Genomic DNA, 25377 nt, shown 5'->3' with positions numbered 1-25377 from the left:
TTAACCCCTTCCGTCGTAAAGCACCGCGCGAAGACGAGTCAGCGCAGCGTCTGTCTGTTCCGCATCAGCGACCAGCGCCACGCGGATAAATCCCTTGCCCGGATTGTCGCCACCCACATCGCGCGACAGATAGGCGCCGGGCAGCACCTGAATACCGGCCTGTTCCCACAGGGTTTTCGCGGCGGTTTCCCCATCATCAACCGGCAGCCACAGGAAAAACCCGCCCTCAGGCGGCAGATAGCCAGGGATGTTACCGAAAATCCTGTCGGCGATGGCGTATTTTGCCTGATACATCGCGCGGCTGGTATTGACATGCGCCTCGTCACTCCATGCAGCGGCGCTGACGGCTTGCGCGGGCAGCGACAGCGGCGCACCGGCATAAGCGCGAAGCTGGCGCATCCGGGCGATCTGCGCTTTGCCTCCGGCGGCAAAGCCCGACCGCAACCCCGGCAGGTTCGAGCGTTTCGACAGCGAGTTGAACATCACCACCCGGTCCGCCAGCCCCATCCGCGTCGCCACCGCCAGCGCGCCGGGCGGCGGCGTGTCGCGCCAGATTTCGGAATAGCATTCATCGGCGAGGATGGTGAAATCGTGTTTCTCGGCCAGTTCGATCAGAGTTTCCAGATAAGCTTCATCCGCGACCGCGCCCTGCGGATTGGCGGGCGAGCACAGATAAGCCAACGCGACGCGATCCAGCAGATCAACGGGCAACGCAGCATAATCGGGCAGGTGGCCGGTGGCAGCGGTAGCGGGCACAAAAACCGGCTCAGCCCCAACGGTGGCAGCAGCCACGGCATAGACCTGATAGAACGGGTTCGGGATCAGGATCGCCGGAGTCTGCCCGTTTTTCTGTTCGGGGCACAGCGCGATGGCGGCATTGAACAGCCCCTCGCGCGTGCCGTTCAGCGCCATGATCCGCGACGGCTCCACCGCAAGCCCATAGCGCCGGTCCAGCCAGCCGGAAATCGCCGCCAGCAGATCGGGCGAGCCTTCGTTGGGCGGGTATTTGGCTAATCCATTCAGGCTGTCGGCCATGACCTGCCCGACGAAATCGGGCATGGGATGGCGCGGTTCGCCGATGGTCAGAACCACCGGATCGCCGCCGGGACTGATACCGGACAACAGCGTCCGCAGACGCGGAAACGCGTATTCCGGCAGGTTCGAAAACCGCTCGGGGAATGCCATACTGCCTCGCTTTTGGGGTCTTTTGCCCCGTTTTCCTGTCAGATTACGGCAAAGTGACTGTCGGGTAAAGGGAATCTCGCGCCCAAAGGCCGGGGGTTTCACACCCCCATCGCCGTGCCGCCTTGAACCAGTGGCGGCGGCCCGGCGATCCCGTGGGATATTTGCAGACCAAAGATGCCTGTCAGGCCAGTGCCTGTTCCATCGCGGCGGCTGTGCGCAGCAGCGCCAGATCGCCACCCGCCCCGCCCATGGCCATGATGCCGCAACCGGGGCTGGCCGTGGGCAGGGTGATGGCAGGCAGGCCCAGCAGGTTGCCGATGCGGGTGTTGCGCAGGGTCAGCAGGTTGGCGTGGACGAAATAATCTTCGTCACGGGTCAAGCGTTCGGCGTCGGGCGGCAGGATCGGCACGGTGGGCAGGATCACCGCATCAAAGCCAGCCACCGTGACCGCCCATTCCGTGCGGCAACGGTGCAGCGTTTCCCATCCGGCGATATAATCGGGGGCCGAGACCGCCTTGCCGCCCCGGAACCGTTCCAGGATCGGCTTGTGCATCAGTTCCGGCGCCGCCTCGATCTGGTCGCGCCAGAGGGCATAGGCTTCGGGGGCGAACAGCGTTGGCGACAGGTCCAGCATGCGAGGGATGATGTCAGGTGCGGCGCGGCTGATACGCGCGCCGGACTGCGCCAGCCGGTCCACGGCGGCTTCAAAGGCGGTGGCGGGGCCTTGTTCGATCTGATCGAAGGGCGCCCCTTCCAGCACCAGCAGATTCAGCCCCGATGGCACCGCGCCGCGCAGATCGGGCGCGCGGCTGGCGGTGATGAGAGCGAACAACTCGGCGCAATCCTCGACATTGCGGGCGATGGGTCCGGTCACGTCAAAGCGGCGGCACAGCGGCACGACGCCGACATCCGGCACCGCACCATGCGTCGGCTTGAACCCGCACAGCCCGTTCCACGCCGCGGGCACCCGGATGGAACCACCTGTATCCGAGCCAATCGCCGCCGCCGCCAGCCCAAGCGCCACCGACACCGCCGCGCCCGATGACGACCCCCCCGGCGCAAGGGCCGGGTCCAGCGCGTTCGGCGGCGTCGCTGTGCGCGGGTTCAGCCCCAGCCCGGAAAAGGCCAGTTCGGTCATATGCGTCTTGCCCAGGCAAATCGCCCCGGCCGCCGTCGCATTCGCCAGCACCGCCGCATCCGCATCGGGGGTGCGCCCTTCCAGCAGGCGCGATCCGGCCTCGGTCGGGGTGCGGGCGCTGTCGATGTTATCCTTCCACGACAGGGTCACGCCATCCAGCAGGCTGCGGCGCAGGCCATCCTTGGCGCGATCATGGGCGGAAATCGCCTCGGACCGGGCGCGTTCCGGGGTCAGCCTGGCATAGATGCGGCGACCATAGGGATGACGGCGCGCGGCATCCAGATAGGCTTCGGTCAGGTCAACCGGGTCCAGCAGGCCCGCCATGATTGCCCGGCCCTGCGCCGTGGCCGATGCGCGCTGCCAATCCATCAGAAATCCACCGCGATGCCGTTCTTTTCGTAATCGCCAAAGCGCACGGGTTCCGGCCCGTCACGCCCGCCGTATTCCTTGGGCAAGGGCTGTTTCGCGGCGGCGGCCTTGCGGCGTTCTTCGGCCTCGGCCAGCGCGCGCTGCGCGGCGGGGGGCAGGTCTGTGCGGTCGGTCATGGCATTGCGCCCTATTTTGGCCTAACGAATGGCGTCAGGTTAAGCGAAGGAAACAGTTTTGGCAAAGGTTCACGATCCGGTCCGGCACGCCGCGCTGTCGCTGCTGCGTGGTGTGCGCGAGGGGGTGTCGCTGTCCGATCAGGCCGGGCGGCTGGCCGGGCTGGACGGGCCGGGCCGCGCGCGGGCCGGACGGCTGGCGGCGGAAACCCTGCGCCATGCGGGGCGGGCTGATGCGGTGCTGGCCGCGCTGATGGACCGGCGGCCCCGGCCCGATGTCGGGGAAATCCTGCGCATGGCGGTCGTGGAAATGCTGGAGTTGGGCGAAGCCCCGCACGGTGTCGTCAATGCCGCCGTGGCGCTGGTGCGCGGCCTTGGCCCGCGCGGGCGGGCGGCGGCGGGCATGGCCAATGCGGTGCTGCGAAAGGCGGCGCAGGCAGAGGGGTGGGACGCCCTGCCCCCGCAGCGAATGCCCGATTGGCTGCGCGCGCCGGTGGTGGCGGCTTGGGGCGATGAGACCGCGCGCGCCATCGAGGCCGCCCATCAGGCCGGGGCGCCGCTGGACCTGACCCCGAAAACGGCGGATGCGCCGGGCGAGGCTCTGCCGACCGGATCATATCGCCTGCCCGCCGGGTCGCAGGTGTCAGCCCTGCCCGGATACGCGGACGGCACCTGGTGGGTGCAGGACGCTGCCGCCGCCTTGGCCGTGCGCGCGCTGGACCCGCGCCCCAGCGAAAAGATCCTCGACCTCTGCGCCGCGCCGGGCGGCAAGACGCTGCAACTGGCCGCTGCGGGGGCGGAGGTGACGGCGGTGGACATCTCGGCCCCCCGCATGGCGCGCGTGCAGGAAAACCTGACCCGCTGCGGTCTGACGGCCCGGCTGGTGACAGCCGACGCGCTGGACTACCGCCCCGACAGCCCGCCCGACGCCATCCTGCTGGACGCGCCCTGTTCCGCCACCGGCACCATCCGCCGCCACCCCGACCTGCCCTTCCTGCGCGACGGCAGCGGCATCGCCGATCTGACCGCGCTGCAAGCCCGCCTGATCGACCACGCGCTGAGCCTGCTGCCGCCCGGCGGTCGTCTGACCTACGCCGTCTGCTCGCTACTGCCCGCCGAGGGCGAGGATCAGATCACCGCCGCCCTGGCCCGCTACCCCGGCCTGACCGCCGACACGCCCGCGATCTCCGGCACCGATCCGACATGGCTGACCAAAACCGGCCTGCGCCTGCGCCCCGATTACTGGCCGGATCAGGGCGGTATGGACGGGTTCTTTATCGCAAGACTGCGAAAACCTGCCTGAGCGTATTCAGGCCGTCCCGCTGTTTGCCCAAATACGCAGCTTTGGGGGCAACGTCGCTGCGACTGACCAGCGGGCAGTGCTGGACCTTGGCCCCCCGCTCGGCTAACTGACCGGCAACCCTTAACCGCCCGAGGCTGCCATGTCCGACCTGATCCACATCCAACGCGCGCTTATCTCGGTTTCCGACAAAACCGGCCTGATCGAATTCGCCCGCAAGCTGGCCGCGCGCGGGATCGAAATCCTGTCCACCGGCGGCACCGCGAAATCGCTGCGCGAGGCCGGGCTGACGGTGGTGGATGTGGCCGATGTGACGGGTTTCCCCGAGATGATGGACGGGCGGGTGAAAACGCTGCATCCGGCGGTGCATGGCGGCCTGCTGGCGCTGCGCGACAATGACGTACACCTTGCCGCGATGGAGGCGCATGGCATTGCGCCCATCGACCTGCTGATCGTCAACCTCTACCCGTTCGAGGAAACCGTGGCAAAGGGCGGCGATTACGCGGCCTGCGTGGAAAACATCGACATCGGCGGCCCGGCGATGATCCGGGCTGCGGCAAAGAACCATGCCCATGTTGGCGTGATCGTCGATGTGCAGGATTACGATGCCCTGCTGGAAGAAATGAACGCCAATGACGACCGGATCAGCATGGGCTTTCGTCAGCGGCTGGCGCAGACGGCTTATGCGCGGACCGCCGCCTATGACGCGGCGGTGTCCACATGGATGGCCCGTGCCATTGGCCAGGAAACCCCGCGCCGCCGCGCCTTTGCCGGGACGCTGGCACAGGGGCTGCGCTATGGCGAAAACCCGCACCAGTCGGCGGCTTTCTACACCACCGGCGAGCCGCGCCCCGGCGTCGCCACCGCGCGGCAATGGCAGGGCAAGGAACTGTCCTATAACAACATCAACGACACCGACGCCGCCTTTGAACTGGTGGCCGAGTTTGATCCCAGCCAAGGCCCCGCCTGCGCCATCATCAAACACGCCAACCCCTGCGGTGTCGCCCGCGCTGACACCCCAGCCGAGGCCTATCGCCGCGCCTTTGACTGCGACCGCACCAGCGCATTCGGCGGCATCATCGCGCTGAACCAGCCGCTGGACGCCGACACGGCCCGCGCCATTACGGAAATTTTCACCGAAGTCGTCATCGCCCCCGATGCCAGCGACGAGGCCAAGGCGATCTTTGCCGCCAAGAAAAACCTGCGCCTGCTGACCACAGACGGCTTGCCCGATCCGGTGGCGGGCGGGCTGACCTTCCGTCAGGTCGCGGGCGGGTTTCTGGTGCAGGACCGCGACAGCGGCTTGATCACGCGCGGCAATCTCAAGGTCGTCACCAAACGCACCCCGACGGATGCGGAACTGGATGATTTGCTGTTCGCCTGGACGGTCGCCAAACACGTCAAATCGAACGCCATCGTCTATGCGCGCGATCTGGCCACCGTCGGCATCGGCGCCGGCCAGATGAGCCGCGTCGACAGCACCCGCATCGGTCGCCGCAAATCCGAGGATATGGCCCAGGCTCTGGGCTTGTCCGCGCCGCTGACCGAAGGCGCGGCGGTGGCATCCGACGCCTTCTTCCCCTTTGCCGACGGGATCGAGGCGCTGGCCGAGGCGGGCGCGCGCGCCGTGATCCAGCCCGGCGGCTCGATGCGCGACGCCGAGGTGATCGAGGCCGCCGACCGCCTTGGCCTTGCCATGGTCTTCACCGGCCAACGCCATTTCCGCCACTGACCATGACCAGCGAACCCAAAGCCCCGCGCAAGGCATCGGCCCCGGCGGAACGCACCGGACCTGTTGCGCCGGGGCCAAAGCCCAAAGCCCCGCGCAAGCCCCGCGCACCCAAGGTTCCCGCACGTCCCGTCCCCGCAGGCGCGGGTATGGCGCTGACGGCCAAGGTCGCGGCAGGCACGCTGGTGCTGGATCAGGCCCTGAAATATATCGTGGTGCATCTGCTGGATCTGGACCGGGTGCGGATGATCGACGTGATTCCCCCATGGCTGAACCTGCGCATGGCGTGGAATCAGGGGATGAATTTTGGCCTGCTGGCCAGCGACGCCAATCTGACCCGCTGGCTGCTGATCGCGGTGGCCTTGGCGGTCTGCGCATGGGTCTGGATCTGGCTGGCGCGGTCGCGCGCCGGGCTGCTGGCGCAGATCTCGGGCGGGCTGCTGATCGGCGGGGCGATCGGCAATGTGATCGACCGGCTGATCTATGGCGCGGTGGCCGATTTCCTGAACATGTCGCTGCCGGGCTGGCAAAACCCCTACAGCTTTAACATCGCCGACATTGCGATCTTTGCCGGGGCCATCGGTCTGGTGCTGCTGCCTGCGGGCGATAACGACAACACCCGTGACGCGCGCGGCAAAGCGCGTTAGAACGGGCCGAACGGACAAAGGGACGGATCATGCGGGCCTTCTTGCTGACTTTGGGAATTGTGGCCATGGCGGGCCTGTCGGGATGCAGCCGCGACCCGCATCTGATGAACATCAGCGCCGGTCAGGACGGGCCGGATGAATTCGCCATCCTGCCCACCCGGCAGCTGACCTTGCCCACTGACCTGAACGTGCTGCCCCCGCCGACACCGGGCGGCAGCAATATCACCGACCCGGCCCCGATGGGCGATGCGGTGGCGGCACTGGGCGGCAACCCGGCGCAACTGGCCGCACAGGGCATCGGCGCGGGCGATGCCGCATTGGTGGCCTATGCCAACCGCACCGGCACCAGCCCCGGTATCCGCCAGCAACTGGCGCAAGAGGACGTGGCATGGCGTTCGGCCAACTCGCGTCGGCTGCTGGAAACCATCGCCCGCACCAATGTCTATATGCGTGCCTATCGCCCGATGATGCTGGATTCGAACGCCGAACAGGATCGCTGGCGCCGCGCCGGTGCCCGTGTGCCCACAGCCCCGCCCGGCCCATGACCCTGTTCGACCCGGCAGCGCCGGATTTCGGGGAAAATCCGTGGCCCGCCTATGCCGCTCTGCGCGATCAGCCGGGGCTGTATTGGCATGACCCCTTTGGCGGCTGGCTGGCCGCGCGCTTTGCCGATGTGCAGGCCATCGCCACCGACCGGCGCATGGTGCGCAGCGCCGCCGTGTTCCTGCCGCCCGATCAAGTCCGCCAGATGCAGCGGCAGGCGAATTTCCACGACATGCCGTTCCACGAACGCTTTGTGCAGACCTCGATGCTGGAAATCGACGGTCCCGACCATGACCGCCTGCGCCGCGCCGTATTTCCGTTTTTCACCCGCACCCGGCTGGAAAGCCTGCGCCCGGCCATCGCCGCCACCGCCGATGCGCTGATCCGCGATCTGCTGCCGCGGGGCCGGATCGACTTTATCGCCGATCTGGCCTCGGACCTGCCGGGGCGGATCATCGGCCGCCTGATCGGCGTCCCCGACGAGGACAGCCGTCAGATGACCGGGTGGAGCGAGGATGTCGTCAGCTATTTCGACATCGACCGCACCGCCGAGAAAAAGGCCCGCGCCGAACAGGCGACCGTGCTGTTTCACGATTATCTGGTGTGCCTGCGAGACGAGCGTATCACCCGCCCCCGCGACGATCTGATGACCGCGCTGATCGGGGCCGAATCGCGTGGCGATCTGCGCGGTGACGAATTGATCGCCGCCGTCATGCAGATCCTGCACGCGGGCCACGGCTCGACCATCGACGTGCTGGGATCGGGCCTGCATGCGCTGCTGACCCATCCCGACCAGATGCAGCGCCTGCGCGACGATCCGGCACTGATGCCGCTGGCCGTGCAGGAAATGTTCCGCTGGGCCGCGCCGCTGCCGTTCTTTCACCGCTATGCCTCGGTCGATCTGACCGTGGCGGGGCGCGACTGGCCGCAGGGCACGAAATTCGCGCTGCTCTATGCCAGCGCCAACCGCGATCCGGCGGCCTTCCCCGAACCTGACCGCTTCGACGTGGCACGCAGCCCGAACCGCCACATCGCCTTTGGCGGCGGCCCGCATGTCTGCCTGGGCAACAACCTGTCACGCATGAATATGGAGGCGATCTTTACCGCCTTGCTGGCGCAGACCAGCCGGATCACGCTGGATGGGCCGGTGATCTGGAAATCCGGCCTTCAGGCGCATGGCCCGACCAGCCTGCCGATCACATTGGCATAGGCCCCGCACAGCAAAGGTTCACCATGGCGCGTATCGGTTTTCTGGGCACAGGCGAAATCGCGGCGGCGTTGGTGGAAACGCTGGCGGGCGATGGCCATCAGATCACCCTGTCGCACCGCTCTGAAACGGTCTCGCAGGAACTGGTGAACCGCTTTGCCAGGGTCAGCCGGGCCGAAAATCAACAGGTGCTGGACAACAGCGACATCGTGTTCATCTGTCTGCTGGCCGACACCGCACGGCAGGTGCTGCCCGACCTGCGCTTTCGCCCTGATCTGACGGTGATTTCGGTGATGGCCCGCGTCAGCATCGCCGAGCTGCACAGGCTTTGCGCCCCCACAACCGACATCTGCGCCGCCATCCCGCTGCCGCCGATCCGCCTTGGCGGAACCCCGCTGGCGATTTATCCCGACAATGCCGTCCCAAGACAGATCCTTGGGGGACATGCCGCGATCCATGCCTGCGCCTCGGAAACCGATCTGGCGGCACATTTCGCCGCCACCGGCATCCTGCTGCCGCTGCTGGACCAGATCGACAGCGCCGCCGGATGGCTGGCCGGGTTCACCGGCGATCGCAATGGGGCCACGCAATACCTGGCCGGGCTGATCGGCGGCTATTGCCGGATGCTGGACCAGGCGCCCGACCTGCCGCGCCTGCGCGCCGGGCTGAACACCGAGGGCGGGCTGAACCAGACCCTTGCCCGCAAACTGGCCGATTGCGGCGCGCCGCAAACACTGTGCGACGGGCTGGACAGCCTGCGCAGCGGGCTGAACCTGCCGCCCAAAGCGTAAAGGCCCCGGCTTTTTATTTACCCAAATACGCATCCGGGAACACGGAGATCAACGCGCATAACCTTGGCCCCCGGCCCACACAATGCCGCGAGGGTGCTTGAACCCCGCGCCCGCAACCGGCACCTTCGCCGCACCAATCGAAAGGATGCCCATGCGCGCCCCGCTTGCCGTTCTGACCACCCTTGCCCTGACCAGCCCCGCGCTGGCCGAAATGCCCGAAGGGATCAGCCATTTCACCCTGCCCAACGGCCTTGAAACCGTGGTCATTCAGGATCACCGCGCGCCGGTGGTGGTGCAGATGCTCTGGTATAAAATCGGGTCCGCCGATGAACCGCCCGGCAAATCCGGCATCGCGCATTATCTTGAACATCTGATGTTCAAGGGCACCGACACGCTGGCGCCCGGCGAATTCAGCCGCACGGTGACGCGCAATGGCGGCATGGACAACGCCTTTACCAGCTATGACTACACGGCTTATTTTCAGCGCATCGCCGCCGACCGCCTGCCCCTGGTGATGGAAATGGAATCCGACCGTATGGCCAATCTGCGCATCGGCGAGGATGACTGGCAGGCCGAACGGCAGGTCGTGCTGGAAGAACGGGCGCAGCGCACCGACAGCAACCCCCGCGCCCTGTTCGCCGAGGAATCCAGTGCGGTGCAGTTCTATAACCACCCCTATGGCCGCCCGGTCATCGGCTGGCGTCAGGAAATGGAGGGGCTGACCCGCGACGACGCCATCGCATGGTATGACGACCATTATTCCCCGAACGAAGCGATCCTGATTCTGGCGGGGGATGTCACCCCCGAACAGGCGCGCGAACTGGCCGAGCAATATTACGGCCCGATCCCCCCCAAGGGCGAGGCCGCGCCACGTATCCGCCCGCAGGAACCGCAACAGCGGTCCCCGCGCCGGATGGAAATGACCGATCCCCGCGTGCCGCAGCCGGTGATGACCCGCACCATCATCGCCCCCGAACGCAACGCTGGCGATCAGACTCGCGCAGCCGCGCTGACGGTGCTGTCGGAACTCTTGGGCGGGAACATGCAGACGTCGGTTCTGGGACGCGAACTGGCGATGACCGGCAAGGCGCTGTGGGTCGGCACCGGCTATGACGGGCTGTCGGTCGATCCGACGACTTTTGCTATTTCCATGGTGCCCGCCGACGGCATGGACCGTGATGAGGCCGAGGCGGAACTGAACCGCGTGCTGGCCCGCTTTGTCGAAACCGGGCCGGACGCCGAGGCGCTGGAGCGGGTGAAAACCCAGATCCGCGCCGCCCGCATCTATGCACAGGACAGCGCCCATGGCCGCGCCTATGATTACGGTCAGGGCCTGTCCACCGGGCTGACCATTCAGGACGTAAACGACTGGCCCGATATTCTGGCCGCCGTCACCGCTAATGACGTCATGACCGCCGCGCGCGATCTGCTGTCATCGGATGCAACCGTGACCGGCTGGCTGCTGCCCGCCACCCAACCCGAGGAGGTGCAGCCATGATCCGCGCCACATTCGCGCTTTGCGCCGCCCTGATCGTCAGCCCCGCCTATGCGATCGAGATTCAGCCCGTCATCTCGCCCGGCGGTATTCAGGCGTGGCTGGTCGAGGATCACTCGATCCCCTTTGTCGCCGTCTCGCTGGCCTTTATGGGCGGGGCCAGCCTTGATGCCCCCGACAAGCGCGGCGCGGTGAACCTGATGGCCGCCACGCTTGAGGAAGGCGCGGGCGAACTGGACGCAACCGCCTTTGCGCAGGCGGTGGAATCGCTGGGGGCGCAGTTCAGCTTTGCGGCGGGCGACGATGCCCTGTCGGTCGATCTGCGGGCGCTGACCGAAAACCGCGATGAAACCGCCGCCCTGCTGGCGCAGGCGTTGACGCAGCCTCGTTTTGACGCCGATGCGGTGGACCGGGTTCGGGCGCAGGTGCAGGCGGTGATCCGGTCCGAGGATACCAACCCGAACGCACTGGCCGCCAAGGAAATGGCCCGACAGGCTTGGGGCGATCACCCCTATGCCACCTCGGTCAATGGCACGGCGGATTCGCTGGCCGCACTGCGGCAGGCCGATCTGATCGAGGCCAAGAACCGTGTTCTGGCCCGCGACCGGATGGTGATCGGCGCGGCGGGCGACATCACGCCCGATGAACTGGGCAAGATGCTGGACAGCATTCTGGGCGGTCTGCCCGAACAGGGCACCGCGCCGCTGCCCGACCCGGCCACGCTGGACCTGACCGGCGGGGTGACGGTAATTGACTGGGACAGCCCGCAGACGGTGGTGTCCTTTGCCGGGCCGGGTCTGCCCATCGACGACCCCGATTATTTCGCCGCCTTCGTCGCCAATCACATTCTGGGCGGCGGCGGGTTTTCCAGCCGACTGATGGATGAAATCCGCGAAAAGCGCGGGTTGACCTATGGCATCGGCACCAGCCTTTCGACCGGGATCTATGGCCAGACATGGGGCGGCGGATCAGCAATCGCCAATGCCAATGTCGGTCAGGCGGTCGGTCTGATCCGGGCCGAGTGGGACCGGCTGGCCGAGGGCGTGACGGATCAGGAACTGGCCGATGCGAAAACCTATCTGACCGGCGAATATCCGCTGCGCTTTGACGGCAATGGCAAGATCGCCGGTATCCTGACCGGAATGCAGATGGTCGGCTTTCCGATTGATTACCCCAACACCCGCAACGCCAAGGTCGAGGCCGTGACCGTCGCCGATGTGCAGCGTGTGGCGCAGCGGCTTCTGGATGCGGACGGGCTGCGCTTTGTCCTGGTCGGCAAGCCCGAGGGCATCGGCGAGGATGGCAGCGTTCAGCCCGCACAGGATCAGGCGGCAAACTGAGCCGCGCCGCCGACCACACAAAAACAAGGGCCGCGCCCGACGGCACGGCCCTGATCTGCGGCTGGTCCGGCCCGGTCAGGGCGTGTTGACGCGCACCGCGCCGGTCGCACCCAGACCGGCCCCGGCAACTGCGCCCACAGGCCCGGCAATGACGGCACCCGTCGCGGCCCCGGTGGTGGCGCGGGTGGCGGTATCGGGGCCGCATGCGGCAAGGGTCAGGGCGAATCCGCCCAGCAGGGCAGCGGTGATTACTTTGGTCATCGGATCTCTCCTTTTGCAAAGGCTATGGAGCGGAAACCGTCAGCCTGCGATTGCAGTTCCGTTAACCAATGATAATTTTGCGGTCTGACCGGCCGCAGGCTTGGGGGAATCATTGGCCTTGGTCGCGCGACCTGCTAGATCTGGGGGCATGAACAGCCTCGACCCCAACATCCGCCCGGTGATCCGCCAGCTTGACGAAGCCGCCGCCAACCGCATCGCGGCGGGCGAAGTGGTGGAACGTCCGGCATCCGCCGTCAAGGAACTGGTGGAAAACGCGCTGGACGCCGGGGCGACGCGCATCAGCATCGACATCGCGGGCGGCGGGCGCGATCTGATCCGGGTCAGCGATGACGGCTGTGGCATGACGGCGGATGATCTGCCACTGGCCCTGGCCCGCCATGCCACATCCAAGATCGACGGCACCGATCTGCTGGACATTCGCAGCTTTGGCTTTCGTGGCGAGGCGCTGCCCAGCCTTGGCGCGGTGGCGCGGCTACAGATCACCTCGCGCGCGGCGGGCCATGATGCCGCGCAGATCACCGTCGCGGGCGGACCCATCGGCCCGGTACGCCCGACGGCGGGCAATCGTGGCACGGTCGTGGAACTGCGCGATCTGTTCTTTGCCACCCCCGCGCGGCTGAAGTTCCTGCGCAGCGAACGCGCCGAGACGCAGGCCATCGCCGATGTGGTGCGCCGTCTGGCCATGGCCGAACCGCATGTCGCCTTTACCCTGACCGATCAGGGGCGCGGGCTGCTGCGCCTCGACGCCGAACAGGGCGATCTGTTCGGCGCGCTGCAATTGCGGCTGGCGCGGATCATGGGGCGTGATTTCATCGACAACGCCCTGCCCATTGATGCCACCCGCGATGGTATCACCCTGACCGGATTCGCCGCCCTGCCGACCTATTCGCGCGGCGCGGCAGTGGCGCAATATCTGTTCGTCAATGGCCGTCCGGTGCGCGACAAGCTGCTGACCGGGGCCTTGCGCGCCGGTTACATGGATGTGCTGGCGGCCGGGCGGCACCCGGCGGCGGCGCTGTTTGTGGCCTGCGATCCGCATCTGGTCGATGTGAACGTCCACCCCGCCAAGGCCGAGGTGCGGTTTCGCGACCCCTCGCTGGCGCGCGGGCTGGTGGTATCGGCGCTGCGCCATGCGCTGGCCATGGCGGCCCCGCGCGCGGCCACCACACTGGCCGATGCGACCATGGCCGCCTTCCGCCCCGAACCTGCGGCCCCGCTGCGGCCATCGACCGCGCCGCCGCGCCCCGGCCTTGCCGCGCTGGCCAGCGGATATGCCGCACAGGCCCCCTTGCACCCCGGCTTTGCCGAGGCACCCGCCGCCCGCGTCGAGCCGCCGCCCGAACAGCCTGCCCCTGCCGATGCGCCGCTGGGCGCCGCGCGGGCGCAGATCCATGAAAACTGGATCATCGCCCAGACAGCCGACGGGCTGGTGATCGTCGATCAGCACGCCGCCCATGAACGGCTGGTCTATGAGCGCCTGAAATCACAGGCCGCCGCCCGCGCCATCCCCACGCAGGCCTTGCTGGTGCCGGATATCGTGGATCTGTCCCCCACGGATGCGGCGCGGATACTGGAGCACGCCCCGGAACTGGCCGAGCTGGGGCTGGTGATCGAAGCCTTTGGCGGCGGCGCCATCGCCGTGCGCGAGGTGCCTGCAATCCTGCCACGCCTGAACGCCGCCGCACTGATCCGCGATATTCTGGACGACCTGTCCGACCTTGGCGCGTCCGACCGGCTGCGCGGGCGGATCGACGCGGTGCTGTCCTCGATGGCCTGCCACGGATCGGTCCGGTCGGGGCGGCGGATGAGCGGCGACGAAATGAACGCCCTGCTGCGCGAAATGGAGCGCACGCCCAATTCCGGCCAGTGCAACCATGGGCGACCCACATGGGTGCGGCTGGGGCTGAGCGACATCGAACGGCTGTTTGGGCGCTCATGAATAAGGTGCGGCTGCCCGGCCAGTTCTCGCTCGTGCCGGGGCAACGGCCCCGACACTATCTCGCCCGACAAAATGGAAATGACATCCTGCGCTCTGGTTGGCGTTGCCTTGACCGGACGATGGCGCGGCAGGATTATATCAGAACAAAACTGCATTGGCAGCGGAACGGTTGGCAAGCGACCTATACCCCTGCGCCCGAGCGCGCCAACGTTGTTCGGCTTGCAGAAAGGCCACGCCGCTGGTTGGAACGACTTATGCACATCCAACCCGGCTCACCCCGCTCCAAAGCGCCCCGCTTCGATGAGGATTCACTTGACAAAATCTTGCGCAAGATCGGCGCACTTGGATTCTGGATCGTGATCCTGATAGTGCTCATTCAGACCGAAGCAAACATCAGCGACTTGCCCAATATAGATCAGGACGCAGCACATAGTCCTTGGGTTCAGTTCATCAACCAATCGGTCAGCATCGCTCAGATTCCCGTTGCAGCGTTAATGATACTAATCGCAGCGGATATGGCACTATTTGTGGCGCGAAGAATCTATCGTCTGTTGGGATGGGACTTTGTCACAACTGCCATTTTCATTGCGGCAATAATCTTTCTTGCCAGCTATAGCCTGTTCGGGCTGTTGGAGGTCGCGAAAGTGCTGAATGATGCCATTGACGCCGCCCGCTGAAACGCTCCATTCTCGCAAGAGAATTTTCTCCGACAAGGCTCGCCATGCTGGACATCACCCCCGACAAGATCGCGCATATCATCATCCGCGCCCGCGAATATGACAGCGGCATCGACGCCTGGGCGCATAACGGCCACCGGCGCGGCGATGGCACCCGCACGGAACTGCATGATTTTATCGAAAACCTGAACGATGACGAACAGGCGGCACTGGTTGCCATCATGTGGATCGGTCGCGAAAGCTTTGAGCCAGAGGAACTGACCGAAGCCATCGCCACCGCCCGCGCCGAAAAATCCACGCCTACCGAAGATTACCTGATGGGCGAACCCCGTCTGGCCGATTACCTCGAAGCCGGGATGGAGGCGCTTGGCCTGTCGCCCGAGGATGAGGAACACGACCTGCAAAAGCCGGTGTAAGGCGTCAGCCGTTTTTTGCGTGTGTAACGGTCACGGCGATCCGCGGCATCCAGCCGATGCAGCGGATCGTTTTGGGTCAGGCGTCATGTTTTGCATGTTTAGGCAAACAGCAAATGGCGGGCGCGATTCAGGGCACCCGCCGTGATCTGATGCGGGCTTACTCGGCACTCACCCGGATCAGTCGCCCGTTCGCGTGGTCGGTGATAATCATCAACGCGCCGTCGGCGGCCACCTCGACCTCGCGCACGCGACCGATACCGTCCAGATGACGCGCCTCGCCAGTCACGCGGTCGCCGTCCAGTGTCAGGCGGATCAGGTTGCGCGATTGCATCCCGCCGATCAGGGCGTTGCCCTGCCAGTCAGGGAACATCTCGCCATCGTAAAACACCATGCCGCTGATCGCGGGCGAGGGGTCCCAGTAGTAATTCGGCTGCTGCATCCCATCCTGCGCGGTCAGGCCATCGCCAACCTGCCCGCCGCTGTATTCCACTCCATAGGTGATGACCGGCCAACCATAATTCTGGCCCGGCTCGATCAGGTTCAGTTCGTCGCCGCCGCGCGGACCGTGTTCATTCATCCAGACACGTCCATCGGGGGCAACGGCGGCGCCCTGAATGTTGCGGTGGCCTATCGACCAGACCTCGGGCGCAGCACCCTCGATTCCGGCACCGGCGGGGGCGCCATCCTGGGCGTTGATGCGAATGACCTTGCCCAAGGTCGTCGCCGGGTCTTGCGCGGAATCGCGATACTGGCGGTCGGATCGTTCGCCCAGACCGACGATCAGATGCCCTTCGCCGTCATGCAGGATGCGCGCGCCGAAATGCTTGGTGGATGTCGTGGCGGGCTGTTGCTGCCAGATGCGGGTGACGTTTTCCATCGTCCTGCCATCGGCAGACAGCGTGCCGGTGGCGATGGCAGTGGCGTTCGTGCCCTCGCCGCGCGGTTCGGCATAGGTCCACCAGACGCGGCGGGTTTCGGCAAAGTCATCGGCCACCGACACATCATGCAGGCCGCCTTGGTCGCGGGCATCCACATCGGGCAAGCCCTCGATCGGATCGGACAGGGTGCCATCAGCCGATACCACCCGCATCCGGCCCGGACGTTCTGTCAGCAGCCACGCACCATCGGGCAGAGCGGCAAGGCCCCACGGGTGTTCCAGCCCCTCGACCACCACAGTCTGAATCAGCGCGGTGTCATCCTGAATCACCGGAGCACGGGTCTGGTTTTCAAAGACAGGGGCCTGCCCCGCAGCCGCGCCATTTGCGGGCGCGTTATTGAAATCGGCAAAGGCGGTTCCGGCCATCAGCCCGCCTGCGGCAAGGGCAAGCAAACTGGCAGCCGGGCGGATCAGGCGGGTCATGGCAATTCCTTTCATGGATCAGGTCATGCACCTAACACACGAAAGCCTATGGCGTTCCACAACCGAAATCACAGGGCCGTCAGTCAGACGTCAGGCCGTGTGGGACAGATGATCGACCTTGGCCATATGCTGGGCGATATGGCCGGTTTCCACCAGCCAGTCGGCCACCTGCACCGGATCATCGGGGGCTGCATGGACTCCAGCGGCGATCTTGCCCGCTGTCACCGCCTGCACTGCCAATGCAACCGGGGTGGACACAAGCTGCGCCATCGCGCTGCCCTGTGCATTGCCGTGGGCGTCCAACACCCATTCCTTGTCGAACACCGGCTCGCCATCCCGTTCGGCGCGCAGCGCAACGAACAGAACCACGCGGTCGGGTTCATCCGGCGCATAGCTGTTGTCACGCCAGAACTGATCGGCCATCTCGCGCAAGCGGGCTTCGCCCTGCTCGCCGCTGAGGGTTTCGATTTCGGCAAAGACCGGCGACCACGCGTCCTGCCAGCCCTTCAGCCGGATGGTGCCGCGCACGAAATCCTGCACGTTCCACGCCGGATCAAAGCCGTATTGCTGCACAAAGGGCAGGGAATCGCGGTTGGGGTAAACCTCGAACCGTTCCGGCACCGGCAGGGGGGCGTCATAGGGCGTGATCGCGTCCCATGGGCGCGAAACATCCAGCACCTGCCCGTCTTTCAGCGATTTCGACGGCGATTTCAGCGCCCGCAGCACACCCAAGGGCGACCAGCTGAATTTATAGCGGAACGGGTTGGGGTGTTTGGGCACCCCGCCGCAATAAGACGTAAAGCGCACCACATCGCCGGGCCGCGCGATCTGGCGGTAATCGGCGACCAGATCATGCGCCATCAGATGGTCGATGCCGGGGTCCAGACCGACCTCGTTCACCAAGGCGACGCCAGCGGCGCGGGCCGCGCCGTCCAGTTCCGCCATCGCCGGCGAGATATAGGACGAACTGACGAAATGCGCGCCCTTTTCCACACACATTGCCGCAATCGGCGGGTGCTGGTCGGCGGGCAGCATCGACACCACGATGTCGCCCGGCTGCACGGCATCGGCCAGCGCTTGGGCGGTATAGGCGCGGATGTCGCCGGTCAGATCGCCCACGGCATCGCGCGCCTTGTCGGGGGTGCGGTTCCAGACCACGACCGGCTGGCCGGATGCGATCAGGCGGCGCAGGCCGGGGATAGCCGACAGGCCAGTGCCTGCCCAGTGGATCGTCATGTCAGACCTCGTTCGCATGTTTGTCGAAAAGGGCGCGCGCCCGGCCCCATGGCCCGGCGTCGATCTGGTCAAGCTGTTCCAGCACGGGCAGCAATTGCCCGGCATAATCCTCGGAGCTTTCCAGCGGCAGCATCGACGGCAGGTTGTCGATCGCCATCACATCCAACGGCGGGTGCCCGGCCACGCGGCGCACCGGCTGGTCCCATGTGGTTTCACGGTCATAAACCTTGACCGGGGAAAAATCACTGCTCGGATCGCAGGCCACATCGCCGATCACCGTCAGCGTGCGCCCCGGATTGGTGGCACTGGCGGGCACAAAGACCGGCACGCCGGGCATAGCCAGAATGGCGTTGATGAAAAGATCATGCGCCAGAATTTCCGGGAAGGGGCCGCCATGCGCGGTTTCCGCCATATCCCAGCGGGTGGTGGCGACGCCCATTTCCCGCAACAGATCCGAGGCACCGCTGCCCACGCGGCCAAGCGCGCCGATGACAATGGCACGCGGGCGCGGACGGGGCACCGCATCCAGCCGCGCCCGCAAATCGTCCAGCAGCAGTTCCTTGCCGGTATAGGCATGGACCGGGCCGCAGATCCCGCCGCGCTGCTGCGCCGCCCATGCCATCAGCGACACCGCCGCGCCCGCGTAACCGGCCCAATAGCCGAACGCTGCCAGCCGCCGCCCGGTATCATCGACCAGATATTCCAGATCATACAGCGCCCCGCCGCCATCGCGGAACCGCCGCAGCAGCACCTGCCCGGCCGGTTGACCCTTGAAGGCATGGCCGAACATGATGTGCCGGTGCCGCAGGGGCGAACCATCGGCGGGCAATTCCTTTAACCCAAAGATGATCGCATCATCGGGGGCCGTGGGCCAGGACCCTTGCGGGGCGATCGCCGCCCCCGCCTCGGCATAGCGGGCGATGGGGATGATGCGGTGTGGGCTTTCCTCGACCGTGACGCTGTGACCGGCAGCGATCAGCCGGGCCGCGCCCTGCGGGGTGATGCACACCCGGTCTTCGTTGGGGCGGCTTTCCGCCCGGACCCACAGATGCACCATATCGACCCCCTGTCATGCTTGCCGCACAGATAGGGCAGCGCATCCGAAAGGAAAAGCGTCAGAACGGCACCGGCGCAGAAAATCCCTGCATCACCCCGCTGTCAGGATGGCGCAGCCGCAACGTTTCAGCGTGCAGCATCAGCCGTGGATGATCCGCCGCCGCGCCGGTGGCATACAGCGGATCGCCAAGGATGGGATGCCCCAAGGATGCCATATGCACCCGCAGCTGATGGCTGCGCCCTGTCAGCGGAAACAGCCGCACCCGCGTTTCATCATCACTGGCGCGCATCACCCGCCAGTCGGTCTGCGCCGGGCGGCCATCGACGTAATCGACCTTTTGCCGGGGGCGGTTCGGCCAATCAACGATCAGCGGCAGATCGACGGTGCCGGTTTTCGGCTGCAACCGCCCATGCAGCCGGGCGACATAGGCTTTGCGGGTCTGCCGTTCCTCGAACTGGCGGGACAGGTGGCGCTGGGCATGGGGGGTCAGCGCAAAGACCATCACGCCCGATGTGTCCAGATCCAGCCGATGCACCAGCAAGACGGTCGGAAACGGACCACGCAGGCGGTTTATGACGCAATCGGCCTTGTCCTCGCCCCGGCCCGGCACCGACAGGATGCCTGAGGGCTTGTTCACCAGCAGAATTTCATGGTCGGCGTGGATGATCTCGGGCAGGCCGGGGGGCGGTGCATAGATCATTTGGCCACAAGGCGGATCGCCAAGCCTGCGAACAGCACGGCGGCAATCTTGTTCACCAGCCCAAGGCGGCGGCCCAGCACCTGGCCCGCATAGCCCGCGACGATGCCATAGCCCATTGTAACCAAGGTGCCGGTAAAAGCAAAGATCAGCCCAAGGCCAAGGATCTGTTCCCAGATCGGGCCATAGTCGGGCCGGGTGAACTGCGGCAGAAAGGCCAGCAGAAACAGCACCGGCTTGGGGTTCAGGATATTCGACAAGGCCCCGCGCCGGATAATGTTCCACGGCCGGACACTGCCCCGCGCCGTCGGGTCAACCGGCCCGGCGTTCCAGCTTTTCCACGCCAGAAACAGCAGATAGGCCGCGCCTGCATATTTCACCGCCGTCAGCGCCTCGGGGTGGGCGGCCATCACCGCGCCAAGGCCGATGACGGCCAGCGCCAAATGAAACAGCACGCCCAGCCCGACACCGAACCCCGCCAAGGCCCCCGCGCGCGGCCCGCCCTGAATGCCGCAGGCGCTGGCAAAGAACACGTCCTGACCGGGGGTAAAGTTCAGCACCAGCCCGCCAAGGACAAAGGCGGCCAGTTGCGGAGTCGGGATGGCGGCAAGGGTTTCAAGGATCATCTTCGCGCTCGGTCTGATAGTAATCGCCTGCATCTGTCAGACACCACTGCGCGCCGATACGCAAGCCGGTCAGCCCGTCCAACGCCCCGGCGGCAAAGCTGATATGCCGCCCATGCGCAGGCCGCCAGAACAGCGACGAACCGCAGCTGGCGCAAAAGCCGCGATCCGCGTCGGGCGAGGCAGCAAACCAGCGCAGCGTCTCGCCCCGGATCAGGCGCAGGCGGTCAGGCGGCACGGCAGAGGCCGCCCAGACATGACCTGCCCAGCGGCGGCACTGGCTGCAATGGCAGATCAGCACGTCGCGCAAGGACGGTGTCACGGCAAAGCGCACAGCGCCACACAAACAGCGCCACACAAACAGCCACCCTGCATCATCCGGCGGGGCTTTGCGGCAAGCCGTCGTCAATCGTGTAATAATCGCCCTTATCGGCGGTATAGATATGCCCGGACAGCCGCAGTCCCGTGGGCTGATCGACCGCACCCGCCGCGACCTCGATCTTGTCCGACCCGATGCGCCGCCAGAACAGCGACGATCCGCAGGTCGGGCAGAATCCTCGCTCGGCCTTGTCGGATGACCGGAACCAGCGCACATCCCCCTGCACCGTCAGGCTTGCCGGGTCAAACGACGCCCAGACATGCCCCGACCAGCGGCGGCACTGGCTGCAATGGCAGGCGCGCAGGTCGGGCGCGCTGGTGGCCCCGGAAAACCGCACTGCGCCGCAAAGGCAGCCGCCGGTGAACTCAACACTGCCCGAATGTGTCATCCAGAATCGCCCCCAGCCACGCCGCATCGGTTTCGGTGAAAGCGTCGGGCAGATCGCTGTCGATGTCCAGCACGCCGATCAGCCGGTCCCGCGCGCCGATGACCGGGATCACCAGTTCCGACCTTGTGCTGCTGGCGCAGGCAATATGCCCCGGAAAAGCGTCCACATCCGGCACAAGCTGCACCTGACGCGTCCGCGCGGACGCCCCACAGACCCCGCGCGCGAAGGGGATCACCAGACAACCATGCCCACCCTGATACGGCCCGATCTTCAGCAGATCCGGCCCGGTGACGCGGTAAAACCCGGTCCAGTGAAAGCGGTCGTCGCTGTGGTGAATCTCGCAGGCCAGTGTCGCCATCAGCGCGATCTCATCCGTTTCGCCCGCGGTCAGGGCGCGGATGCGGGCGGCAAGGGCGTCGTAATCCATCAGTCGGCCTTGATCTGCCGTGCCTCGTCGATCAGCATCACCGGAATGCCCGCGCGGATCGGAAAGGCCAGCCCGGCGGCACGCGACACCAGTTCCTGCCGCGCCGCGTCGTAATGCAGCGCCGTCTGCGTCACCGGACAGACCAACGCCTCCAACATATGCCGGTTGAACTCTGACGCCGGGCGCGGCGGGGTATCGGTCATTGCAAACGCTCCTCTCTGCCGCTGTCGTGCAGGGCAAATTCGATCAGGCCGGATAACATCTTGCGTCGCTCGGTCAGGGTCACAGCCTCCAGCAGCGCCTGTTTTTCGCTCGCCTCAAAGGGCAGCGCCATGGACAATGCGTTGACCAGCGTTTCATCGCCCGCCTCGGCCATGCTGTCCCAATCGGCGCTCATCTCGTGCTGGTCCATCAGGCGGCGCAACCGGTCGATCAGGCCGGGGCGGTCAAAGCCGGGGTCAGCTTCCGCAGGCCCGGTGTCATGCGCATAATCCGACCAGTCGGCGCGGCCTTTCAGATAGGGCGCAAACCCCTCGTCCGCGTCGGTCAGCCGAAACCGCGACACCCCGCGCAGCGAAATCATATAGCGCCCGTCCTCGGTCTCGGTAAAGCCGGTCACGCGGCCCGCACAGCCGATAGGCGCCAGCTCATCCTCGCCCGAGGGCTGGATGACGCCGATCAGCCGATGGTCGGATTTCAGCACATCATCCAGCATTTGCAGATAGCGCGGCTCATAGACCTGCAAAGGCAGCCGCGCACGCGGCAGCAACAGCACCCCCGGCAGAGGGAACAGAGGCAGCCAGTCGGGCAGATCGAACCGCAGCGGCATCAGGCAAAGATGATCGAAGACAACCGCCGCCGCCCGCGCTGCACCAGCGGGTCATTGGGCTTGAGGCTGTCGAATATAGTCAGCAATTGCGCCTTGGCCGCCCCCTCGTTCCAGTCACGGTCGCGGCGGAAACTGTCCAGCAGAATGTCGATGGCTTCTTCCACCCGACCCGCGGCGTGCAGCGCCCCGGCATAATCCAGCCGCGCCTGCTGATCGTCGGGGTTGGCGGTGACACGCGCCTCCAGATCGGCCAGCGGCCCGGCATTCGCCGCCTGCCGCGTCAGCGCCAGTTGCGCCCGCGCCGCCTCGACCGGGGCCAGACCGGTGACCTTTTCCGGGACGCGGGCCAGTGCCGCCTCGGCCCCGACCTCATCGCCCATGGCCAGATGCGCGCGGACCAGCCCGCCCCAGGCCTCGGCATTCTCGGGGGATTCGTCGGTGATGGCCGCGAATGTTTCGGCGGCATCCGGCGCGGCACCTTCAGCCAGCATCGCCTCGGCCGCCTCCAGCGCATCGCCCAAGCCCCCATCGCCAGCCAAACCGGCCAGCTTTTCGACAAAGGCCCGCACTTCACTGGCGGGCAGCGCCCCCTGAAAGGCATCGACCGGGCGGCCCTGATAAAAGGCGTAAACGGTAGGGATCGACTGCACCCGCAATTGCGCGGCGATCATCTGGTTCTGATCGACATCGACCTTGACCATCCGCACCCGACCCTTCAGCCGCGTCACCTCGGCCTCCAGCAAAGGGCCAAGCGTCTTGCACGGGCCGCACCACGGCGCCCACAGATCGACGATAACCGGCACTTCCATGGACCGATCAATCACCTCGGCCATGAAATTGGCTTCGGTCACGTCCTGGATCAGATCAGCGGCGGCGGGCGCGCTTTCGGGGGCAGAGCCAAGGTTCAGCATCGGGGCCTCTCAGATTAAGTCAGGGGATAGATGGCCCATGCACCCCGCCCTTGCAAGGCTGTCGCCGGTCAGGAACGATCAACCCGCGCCAGAAAGAACAGGTGGAACATATATCCGCCCACGCCACCAAACAGTACACCCCAGAACACCGATCCGGTCGCGAATTCATAGGCCGACATCAGCAAAGGCACCGCCACAATCAGCATACGCAGCCAAAGCGGGTCGAACATCGGGGAATCGGGATCAATCATCATGTGTCTTTCGTTGACAAATATCCTCGGGGGGGCCGCCGTCAGGCGGCGGGGGGCAGACAGCCCCCCTGCGACGGTAACGCAAAGACCACGCCCTGTCTGCCCGGCGATCTGCCGCAGCACAGGATCAACCTGTCCATGCAGGATCAACGGCAAAATGCTGCACCGCAAAATTCGTGCTTGCCCAACAGCCCCCTGCACCGCATCCTGCGCCAGCGTTCAGGGGGGACGGGACAACTCATGACCACAATGACGGTTGATGCGGCATTGGCGCGCGGCGGCACCGGCCGGTATCAGGCGAAACTGCTGGGGATTTTCGGACTGGTCTGGGCCGCCGATGCGATGCAGGTGATCGCGGTGGGCTTTGCCGCACCGTCGATCGCCGTGACCTTCGGGCTGGAACGCACCACCGCCTTGCAGATCGGCACGCTGTTCTTTCTGGGCATGTTCGTCGGCGCCTTTGTCTTTGGCCGCGTGGCCGACCGCTTTGGCCGCCGCCGGGTGCTGCTGGCAACGGTGCTGATGGATGCACTGTTCGGCCTGCTGTCGGTCTTTGCCCCCAGCTTTGAACTGCTCTTGCTGCTGCGCTTTCTGACCGGGGTGGCGGTGGGGGGCACGCTGCCGGTCGATTACGCGATGATGGCCGAATTCCTGCCGCCCAGGAACCGGGGCCGCTGGCTGGTCTGGCTCGAAGGGTTCTGGGCCATCGGCACCATCGTCATCGCCCTGACCGCATGGATCGCCGCCGCACAGGGCGCGGCAGAGCCGTGGCGCTGGATCTTTTTCATCGCGGCGGCACCGGCGATCATCGGGTTCTGGCTGCGCATGTGGGTGCCGGAATCGCCAATGTTTCTGATCCGCAGCGGGCAGGAAACGCAGGCCCGCTCGGTGGTAAACCGGGTGCTGGCGGGTAATGGCGCGCCCTTGCTGCCCGAAAACATCCGGCTGGTGCCCACGCCGGTCGATCCGCGCGCCGAAGGGTCGATCTTTGCCCCCGCCCTGCGGCAGCGCACGCTGGGGATGCTGGCGGTGTGGTTTCTGGTGTCGCTGTCCTATTACGGCGTATTCGTCTGGGTGCCGGGGCAGTTGGCGACCGAAGGCTTTGGCTTTGTGCGCGGCTATGGCTTTCTTGTCATTCTGGCGCTGGCGCAGGTGCCCGGATACGCACTGGCGGCGTGGGGCGTGGAAAAATGGGGTCGCAAACCGACGCTGATGCTGTTTCTGCTGCTGTCCGCCGCCGGTTGTTTCCTGTTCACCATCGCCGGCACATCCGCCCTGATCGCCAGTGCGCTGATGTTGATGAGCTTTGCCCTGCTGGGCACATGGGGCGCGCTTTATGCCTTTACGCCCGAACTCTATCCTACATCGCTGCGCGGCGCGGGTATGGGCACGGCCAGCGCCATGGCCCGTCTGGGCGGCATTCTGGCCCCCAGCCTGCTGGCGGTGGTCTTTGCCAAAGGGTTCGGGCTGGCCATCGGCGCCTTTGCCGGGCTGCTGCTGCTGGCGGCTCTGGCCCTGACGATGGTGCGGACGGAAACCCGCGATCAGGCCATTGGCTGACCCGGAATCCACCCCGCACCCCTGTCACCCCATGATGAAGGACAGATCATGACCGATGTGACCGTGACCAAGGAAACCCATGCCGAGGACACGGGCCGCTATGTCGCCCGGATCGCGGGTATCGACGGCGAAGGCGAGCTGACCTTCACCCCCGCCGGGCCGGGGATTATCAGCGCCAATCATACCGGCGTGCCGGAAGCCATGGGCGGCCGGGGCGTGGCGCGGGCCATGCTGGACGTTCTGATGCAGGACGCACGCAGCCAAGGGTTCCGGGTGATCCCGCGCTGCTCTTTTGTCGCGCGCCAAGCGGCACGGCACCCCGAATGGGCCGACCTGTTCACGCCCCCCCAAGGCACCGTAACCCCGGCATGATGGCCAGCCCTGCCGCACAGGGCAGGCACGGGCGATTTGCCCTTGGCTGACAACAG

At 66.0% G+C, this 25377-nt stretch carries 29 protein-coding genes; 13 read left to right on the top strand and 16 right to left on the bottom strand.

Annotated elements, in window-relative coordinates:
• The 3 genes from Q4G22_RS05045 to Q4G22_RS05035 all read right to left on the bottom strand — a co-directional run bounded on the left by Q4G22_RS05045 (position 1) and on the right by Q4G22_RS05035 (position 2868).
• A complete protein-coding gene (locus tag Q4G22_RS05045) occupies positions 1–1185 on the bottom strand; it encodes an aminotransferase class I/II-fold pyridoxal phosphate-dependent enzyme (RefSeq protein WP_303384810.1) in 1185 nt (394 codons plus the stop codon).
• 181 nt (positions 1186–1366) lie between these two features.
• Positions 1367–2692 (bottom strand): amidase, encoded by a 1326-nt coding sequence (locus tag Q4G22_RS05040; protein ID WP_303384809.1) that lies wholly within the window; start codon positions 2690–2692, stop codon positions 1367–1369.
• Positions 2692–2868 carry a DUF1674 domain-containing protein gene (locus Q4G22_RS05035; protein WP_303384808.1) on the bottom strand — a complete coding sequence of 59 codons (177 nt, stop codon included), beginning with the start codon at positions 2866–2868 and terminating at the stop codon, positions 2692–2694. Before Q4G22_RS05035 ends, Q4G22_RS05040 begins: the two co-directional genes overlap by 1 nt.
• 58 nt (positions 2869–2926) lie before the next feature.
• Between Q4G22_RS05035 and Q4G22_RS05030 the strand changes: the two genes are divergently transcribed.
• The 8 genes from Q4G22_RS05030 (at position 2927) to Q4G22_RS04995 (ending at position 11917) form a co-directional block, all read left to right on the top strand.
• The gene (locus tag Q4G22_RS05030; protein ID WP_303384807.1) at positions 2927–4168 is read left to right on the top strand and encodes an RsmB/NOP family class I SAM-dependent RNA methyltransferase; all 1242 of its coding nucleotides are present in this window, start codon (positions 2927–2929) and stop codon (positions 4166–4168) included.
• A gap of 139 nt (positions 4169–4307) precedes the next feature.
• Positions 4308–5897 carry a bifunctional phosphoribosylaminoimidazolecarboxamide formyltransferase/IMP cyclohydrolase gene (gene purH, locus Q4G22_RS05025; protein ID WP_303384806.1) on the top strand — a complete coding sequence of 530 codons (1590 nt, stop codon included), beginning with the start codon at positions 4308–4310 and terminating at the stop codon, positions 5895–5897.
• 2 nt (positions 5898–5899) lie between these two features.
• Positions 5900–6541 (top strand): signal peptidase II, encoded by a 642-nt coding sequence (lspA, locus tag Q4G22_RS05020; RefSeq protein ID WP_368661458.1) that lies wholly within the window; start codon positions 5900–5902, stop codon positions 6539–6541.
• Positions 6542–6570: 29 nt separating this feature from the next.
• A complete protein-coding gene (locus Q4G22_RS05015) occupies positions 6571–7086 on the top strand; it encodes a DUF3035 domain-containing protein (RefSeq protein WP_303384805.1) in 516 nt (171 codons plus the stop codon).
• Complete coding sequence (locus Q4G22_RS05010) at positions 7083–8294, top strand: cytochrome P450 (RefSeq protein WP_303384804.1); 1212 nt, start codon at positions 7083–7085, stop codon at positions 8292–8294. The genes Q4G22_RS05015 and Q4G22_RS05010 overlap by 4 nt, the downstream gene beginning before the upstream one ends.
• Before the next feature lie 23 nt (positions 8295–8317).
• Positions 8318–9082 carry an NAD(P)-binding domain-containing protein gene (locus Q4G22_RS05005; protein WP_303384803.1) on the top strand — a complete coding sequence of 255 codons (765 nt, stop codon included), beginning with the start codon at positions 8318–8320 and terminating at the stop codon, positions 9080–9082.
• 151 nt (positions 9083–9233) lie between these two features.
• Positions 9234–10580, top strand: a complete 1347-nt coding sequence (locus Q4G22_RS05000; RefSeq protein ID WP_303384802.1) for a pitrilysin family protein — start codon at positions 9234–9236, stop codon at positions 10578–10580.
• Positions 10577–11917, top strand: coding sequence for a pitrilysin family protein (locus Q4G22_RS04995; protein ID WP_303384801.1), 1341 nt, complete (start codon positions 10577–10579; stop codon positions 11915–11917). Before Q4G22_RS05000 ends, Q4G22_RS04995 begins: the two co-directional genes overlap by 4 nt.
• Positions 11918–11992: 75 nt before the next feature.
• On the opposite strand, the gene Q4G22_RS04990 is transcribed toward Q4G22_RS04995, so the two are convergent.
• Complete coding sequence (locus Q4G22_RS04990) at positions 11993–12178, bottom strand: hypothetical protein (protein WP_303384800.1); 186 nt, start codon at positions 12176–12178, stop codon at positions 11993–11995.
• 148 nt (positions 12179–12326) lie between these two features.
• Between Q4G22_RS04990 and mutL the strand changes: the two genes are divergently transcribed.
• From mutL to Q4G22_RS04975, 3 genes are read left to right on the top strand one after another with little or no spacing between them, the layout of a single operon-like run.
• Positions 12327–14138, top strand: a complete 1812-nt coding sequence (gene mutL, locus Q4G22_RS04985; RefSeq protein WP_303384799.1) for a DNA mismatch repair endonuclease MutL — start codon at positions 12327–12329, stop codon at positions 14136–14138.
• Positions 14135–14815, top strand: coding sequence for a hypothetical protein (locus Q4G22_RS04980; RefSeq protein WP_303384798.1), 681 nt, complete (start codon positions 14135–14137; stop codon positions 14813–14815). The genes mutL and Q4G22_RS04980 overlap by 4 nt, the downstream gene beginning before the upstream one ends.
• A 44-nt stretch (positions 14816–14859) precedes the next feature.
• Positions 14860–15231, top strand: a complete 372-nt coding sequence (locus Q4G22_RS04975) for a DUF3775 domain-containing protein (RefSeq protein ID WP_303384797.1) — start codon at positions 14860–14862, stop codon at positions 15229–15231.
• A gap of 157 nt (positions 15232–15388) precedes the next feature.
• Here the strand turns inward: Q4G22_RS04975 and Q4G22_RS04970 are convergent, their stop codons facing one another.
• The 12 genes from Q4G22_RS04970 to Q4G22_RS04915 all read right to left on the bottom strand — a co-directional run bounded on the left by Q4G22_RS04970 (position 15389) and on the right by Q4G22_RS04915 (position 23368).
• On the bottom strand, positions 15389–16591 hold the full coding sequence (locus Q4G22_RS04970; protein WP_303384796.1) for a PQQ-dependent sugar dehydrogenase: 1203 nt from the start codon (positions 16589–16591) through the stop codon (positions 15389–15391).
• Between the two features lie 90 nt (positions 16592–16681).
• Positions 16682–17827, bottom strand: coding sequence for a saccharopine dehydrogenase family protein (locus Q4G22_RS04965; protein ID WP_303384795.1), 1146 nt, complete (start codon positions 17825–17827; stop codon positions 16682–16684).
• A gap of 1 nt (position 17828) precedes the next feature.
• Positions 17829–18884: a saccharopine dehydrogenase gene (locus Q4G22_RS04960; protein WP_303384794.1), complete on the bottom strand. Its 1056-nt coding sequence runs from the start codon at positions 18882–18884 to the stop codon at positions 17829–17831.
• 58 nt (positions 18885–18942) lie between these two features.
• Positions 18943–19584: a pseudouridine synthase gene (locus tag Q4G22_RS04955; RefSeq protein WP_303384793.1), complete on the bottom strand. Its 642-nt coding sequence runs from the start codon at positions 19582–19584 to the stop codon at positions 18943–18945.
• The gene (locus Q4G22_RS04950; protein ID WP_303384792.1) at positions 19581–20207 is read right to left on the bottom strand and encodes a LysE family translocator; all 627 of its coding nucleotides are present in this window, start codon (positions 20205–20207) and stop codon (positions 19581–19583) included. Before Q4G22_RS04950 ends, Q4G22_RS04955 begins: the two co-directional genes overlap by 4 nt.
• Positions 20197–20505, bottom strand: a complete 309-nt coding sequence (locus Q4G22_RS04945; RefSeq protein WP_303384903.1) for a GFA family protein — start codon at positions 20503–20505, stop codon at positions 20197–20199. The genes Q4G22_RS04950 and Q4G22_RS04945 overlap by 11 nt, the downstream gene beginning before the upstream one ends.
• Positions 20506–20578: 73 nt before the next feature.
• On the bottom strand, positions 20579–20971 hold the full coding sequence (locus Q4G22_RS04940; protein ID WP_303384791.1) for a GFA family protein: 393 nt from the start codon (positions 20969–20971) through the stop codon (positions 20579–20581).
• Positions 20949–21398, bottom strand: coding sequence for a GAF domain-containing protein (locus Q4G22_RS04935; RefSeq protein WP_303384790.1), 450 nt, complete (start codon positions 21396–21398; stop codon positions 20949–20951). Before Q4G22_RS04935 ends, Q4G22_RS04940 begins: the two co-directional genes overlap by 23 nt.
• On the bottom strand, positions 21398–21601 hold the full coding sequence (locus Q4G22_RS04930; protein ID WP_303384789.1) for a Trm112 family protein: 204 nt from the start codon (positions 21599–21601) through the stop codon (positions 21398–21400). Before Q4G22_RS04930 ends, Q4G22_RS04935 begins: the two co-directional genes overlap by 1 nt.
• Entirely contained in the window at positions 21598–22227 is a 630-nt protein-coding gene (locus Q4G22_RS04925; RefSeq protein WP_303384788.1) for an LON peptidase substrate-binding domain-containing protein, read from the bottom strand. The genes Q4G22_RS04930 and Q4G22_RS04925 overlap by 4 nt, the downstream gene beginning before the upstream one ends.
• Positions 22227–23138 (bottom strand): co-chaperone YbbN, encoded by a 912-nt coding sequence (locus Q4G22_RS04920; protein WP_303384787.1) that lies wholly within the window; start codon positions 23136–23138, stop codon positions 22227–22229. Before Q4G22_RS04920 ends, Q4G22_RS04925 begins: the two co-directional genes overlap by 1 nt.
• 68 nt (positions 23139–23206) lie before the next feature.
• On the bottom strand, positions 23207–23368 hold the full coding sequence (locus tag Q4G22_RS04915; RefSeq protein WP_303384786.1) for a hypothetical protein: 162 nt from the start codon (positions 23366–23368) through the stop codon (positions 23207–23209).
• A gap of 261 nt (positions 23369–23629) precedes the next feature.
• Between Q4G22_RS04915 and Q4G22_RS04910 the strand changes: the two genes are divergently transcribed.
• On the top strand, positions 23630–24949 hold the full coding sequence (locus tag Q4G22_RS04910; protein WP_303384785.1) for an MFS transporter: 1320 nt from the start codon (positions 23630–23632) through the stop codon (positions 24947–24949).
• A 48-nt stretch (positions 24950–24997) separates the two neighbouring features.
• Positions 24998–25321 carry a GNAT family N-acetyltransferase gene (locus Q4G22_RS04905; protein ID WP_303384784.1) on the top strand — a complete coding sequence of 108 codons (324 nt, stop codon included), beginning with the start codon at positions 24998–25000 and terminating at the stop codon, positions 25319–25321.
• Positions 25322–25377 lie beyond the last annotated feature (56 nt).

Source organism: Paracoccus sp. (in: a-proteobacteria), assembly GCF_030538655.1.
Classification (GTDB): Bacteria; Pseudomonadota; Alphaproteobacteria; order Rhodobacterales; family Rhodobacteraceae; genus Paracoccus.
This window is presented reverse-complemented; position numbering and strand designations above follow the sequence as displayed.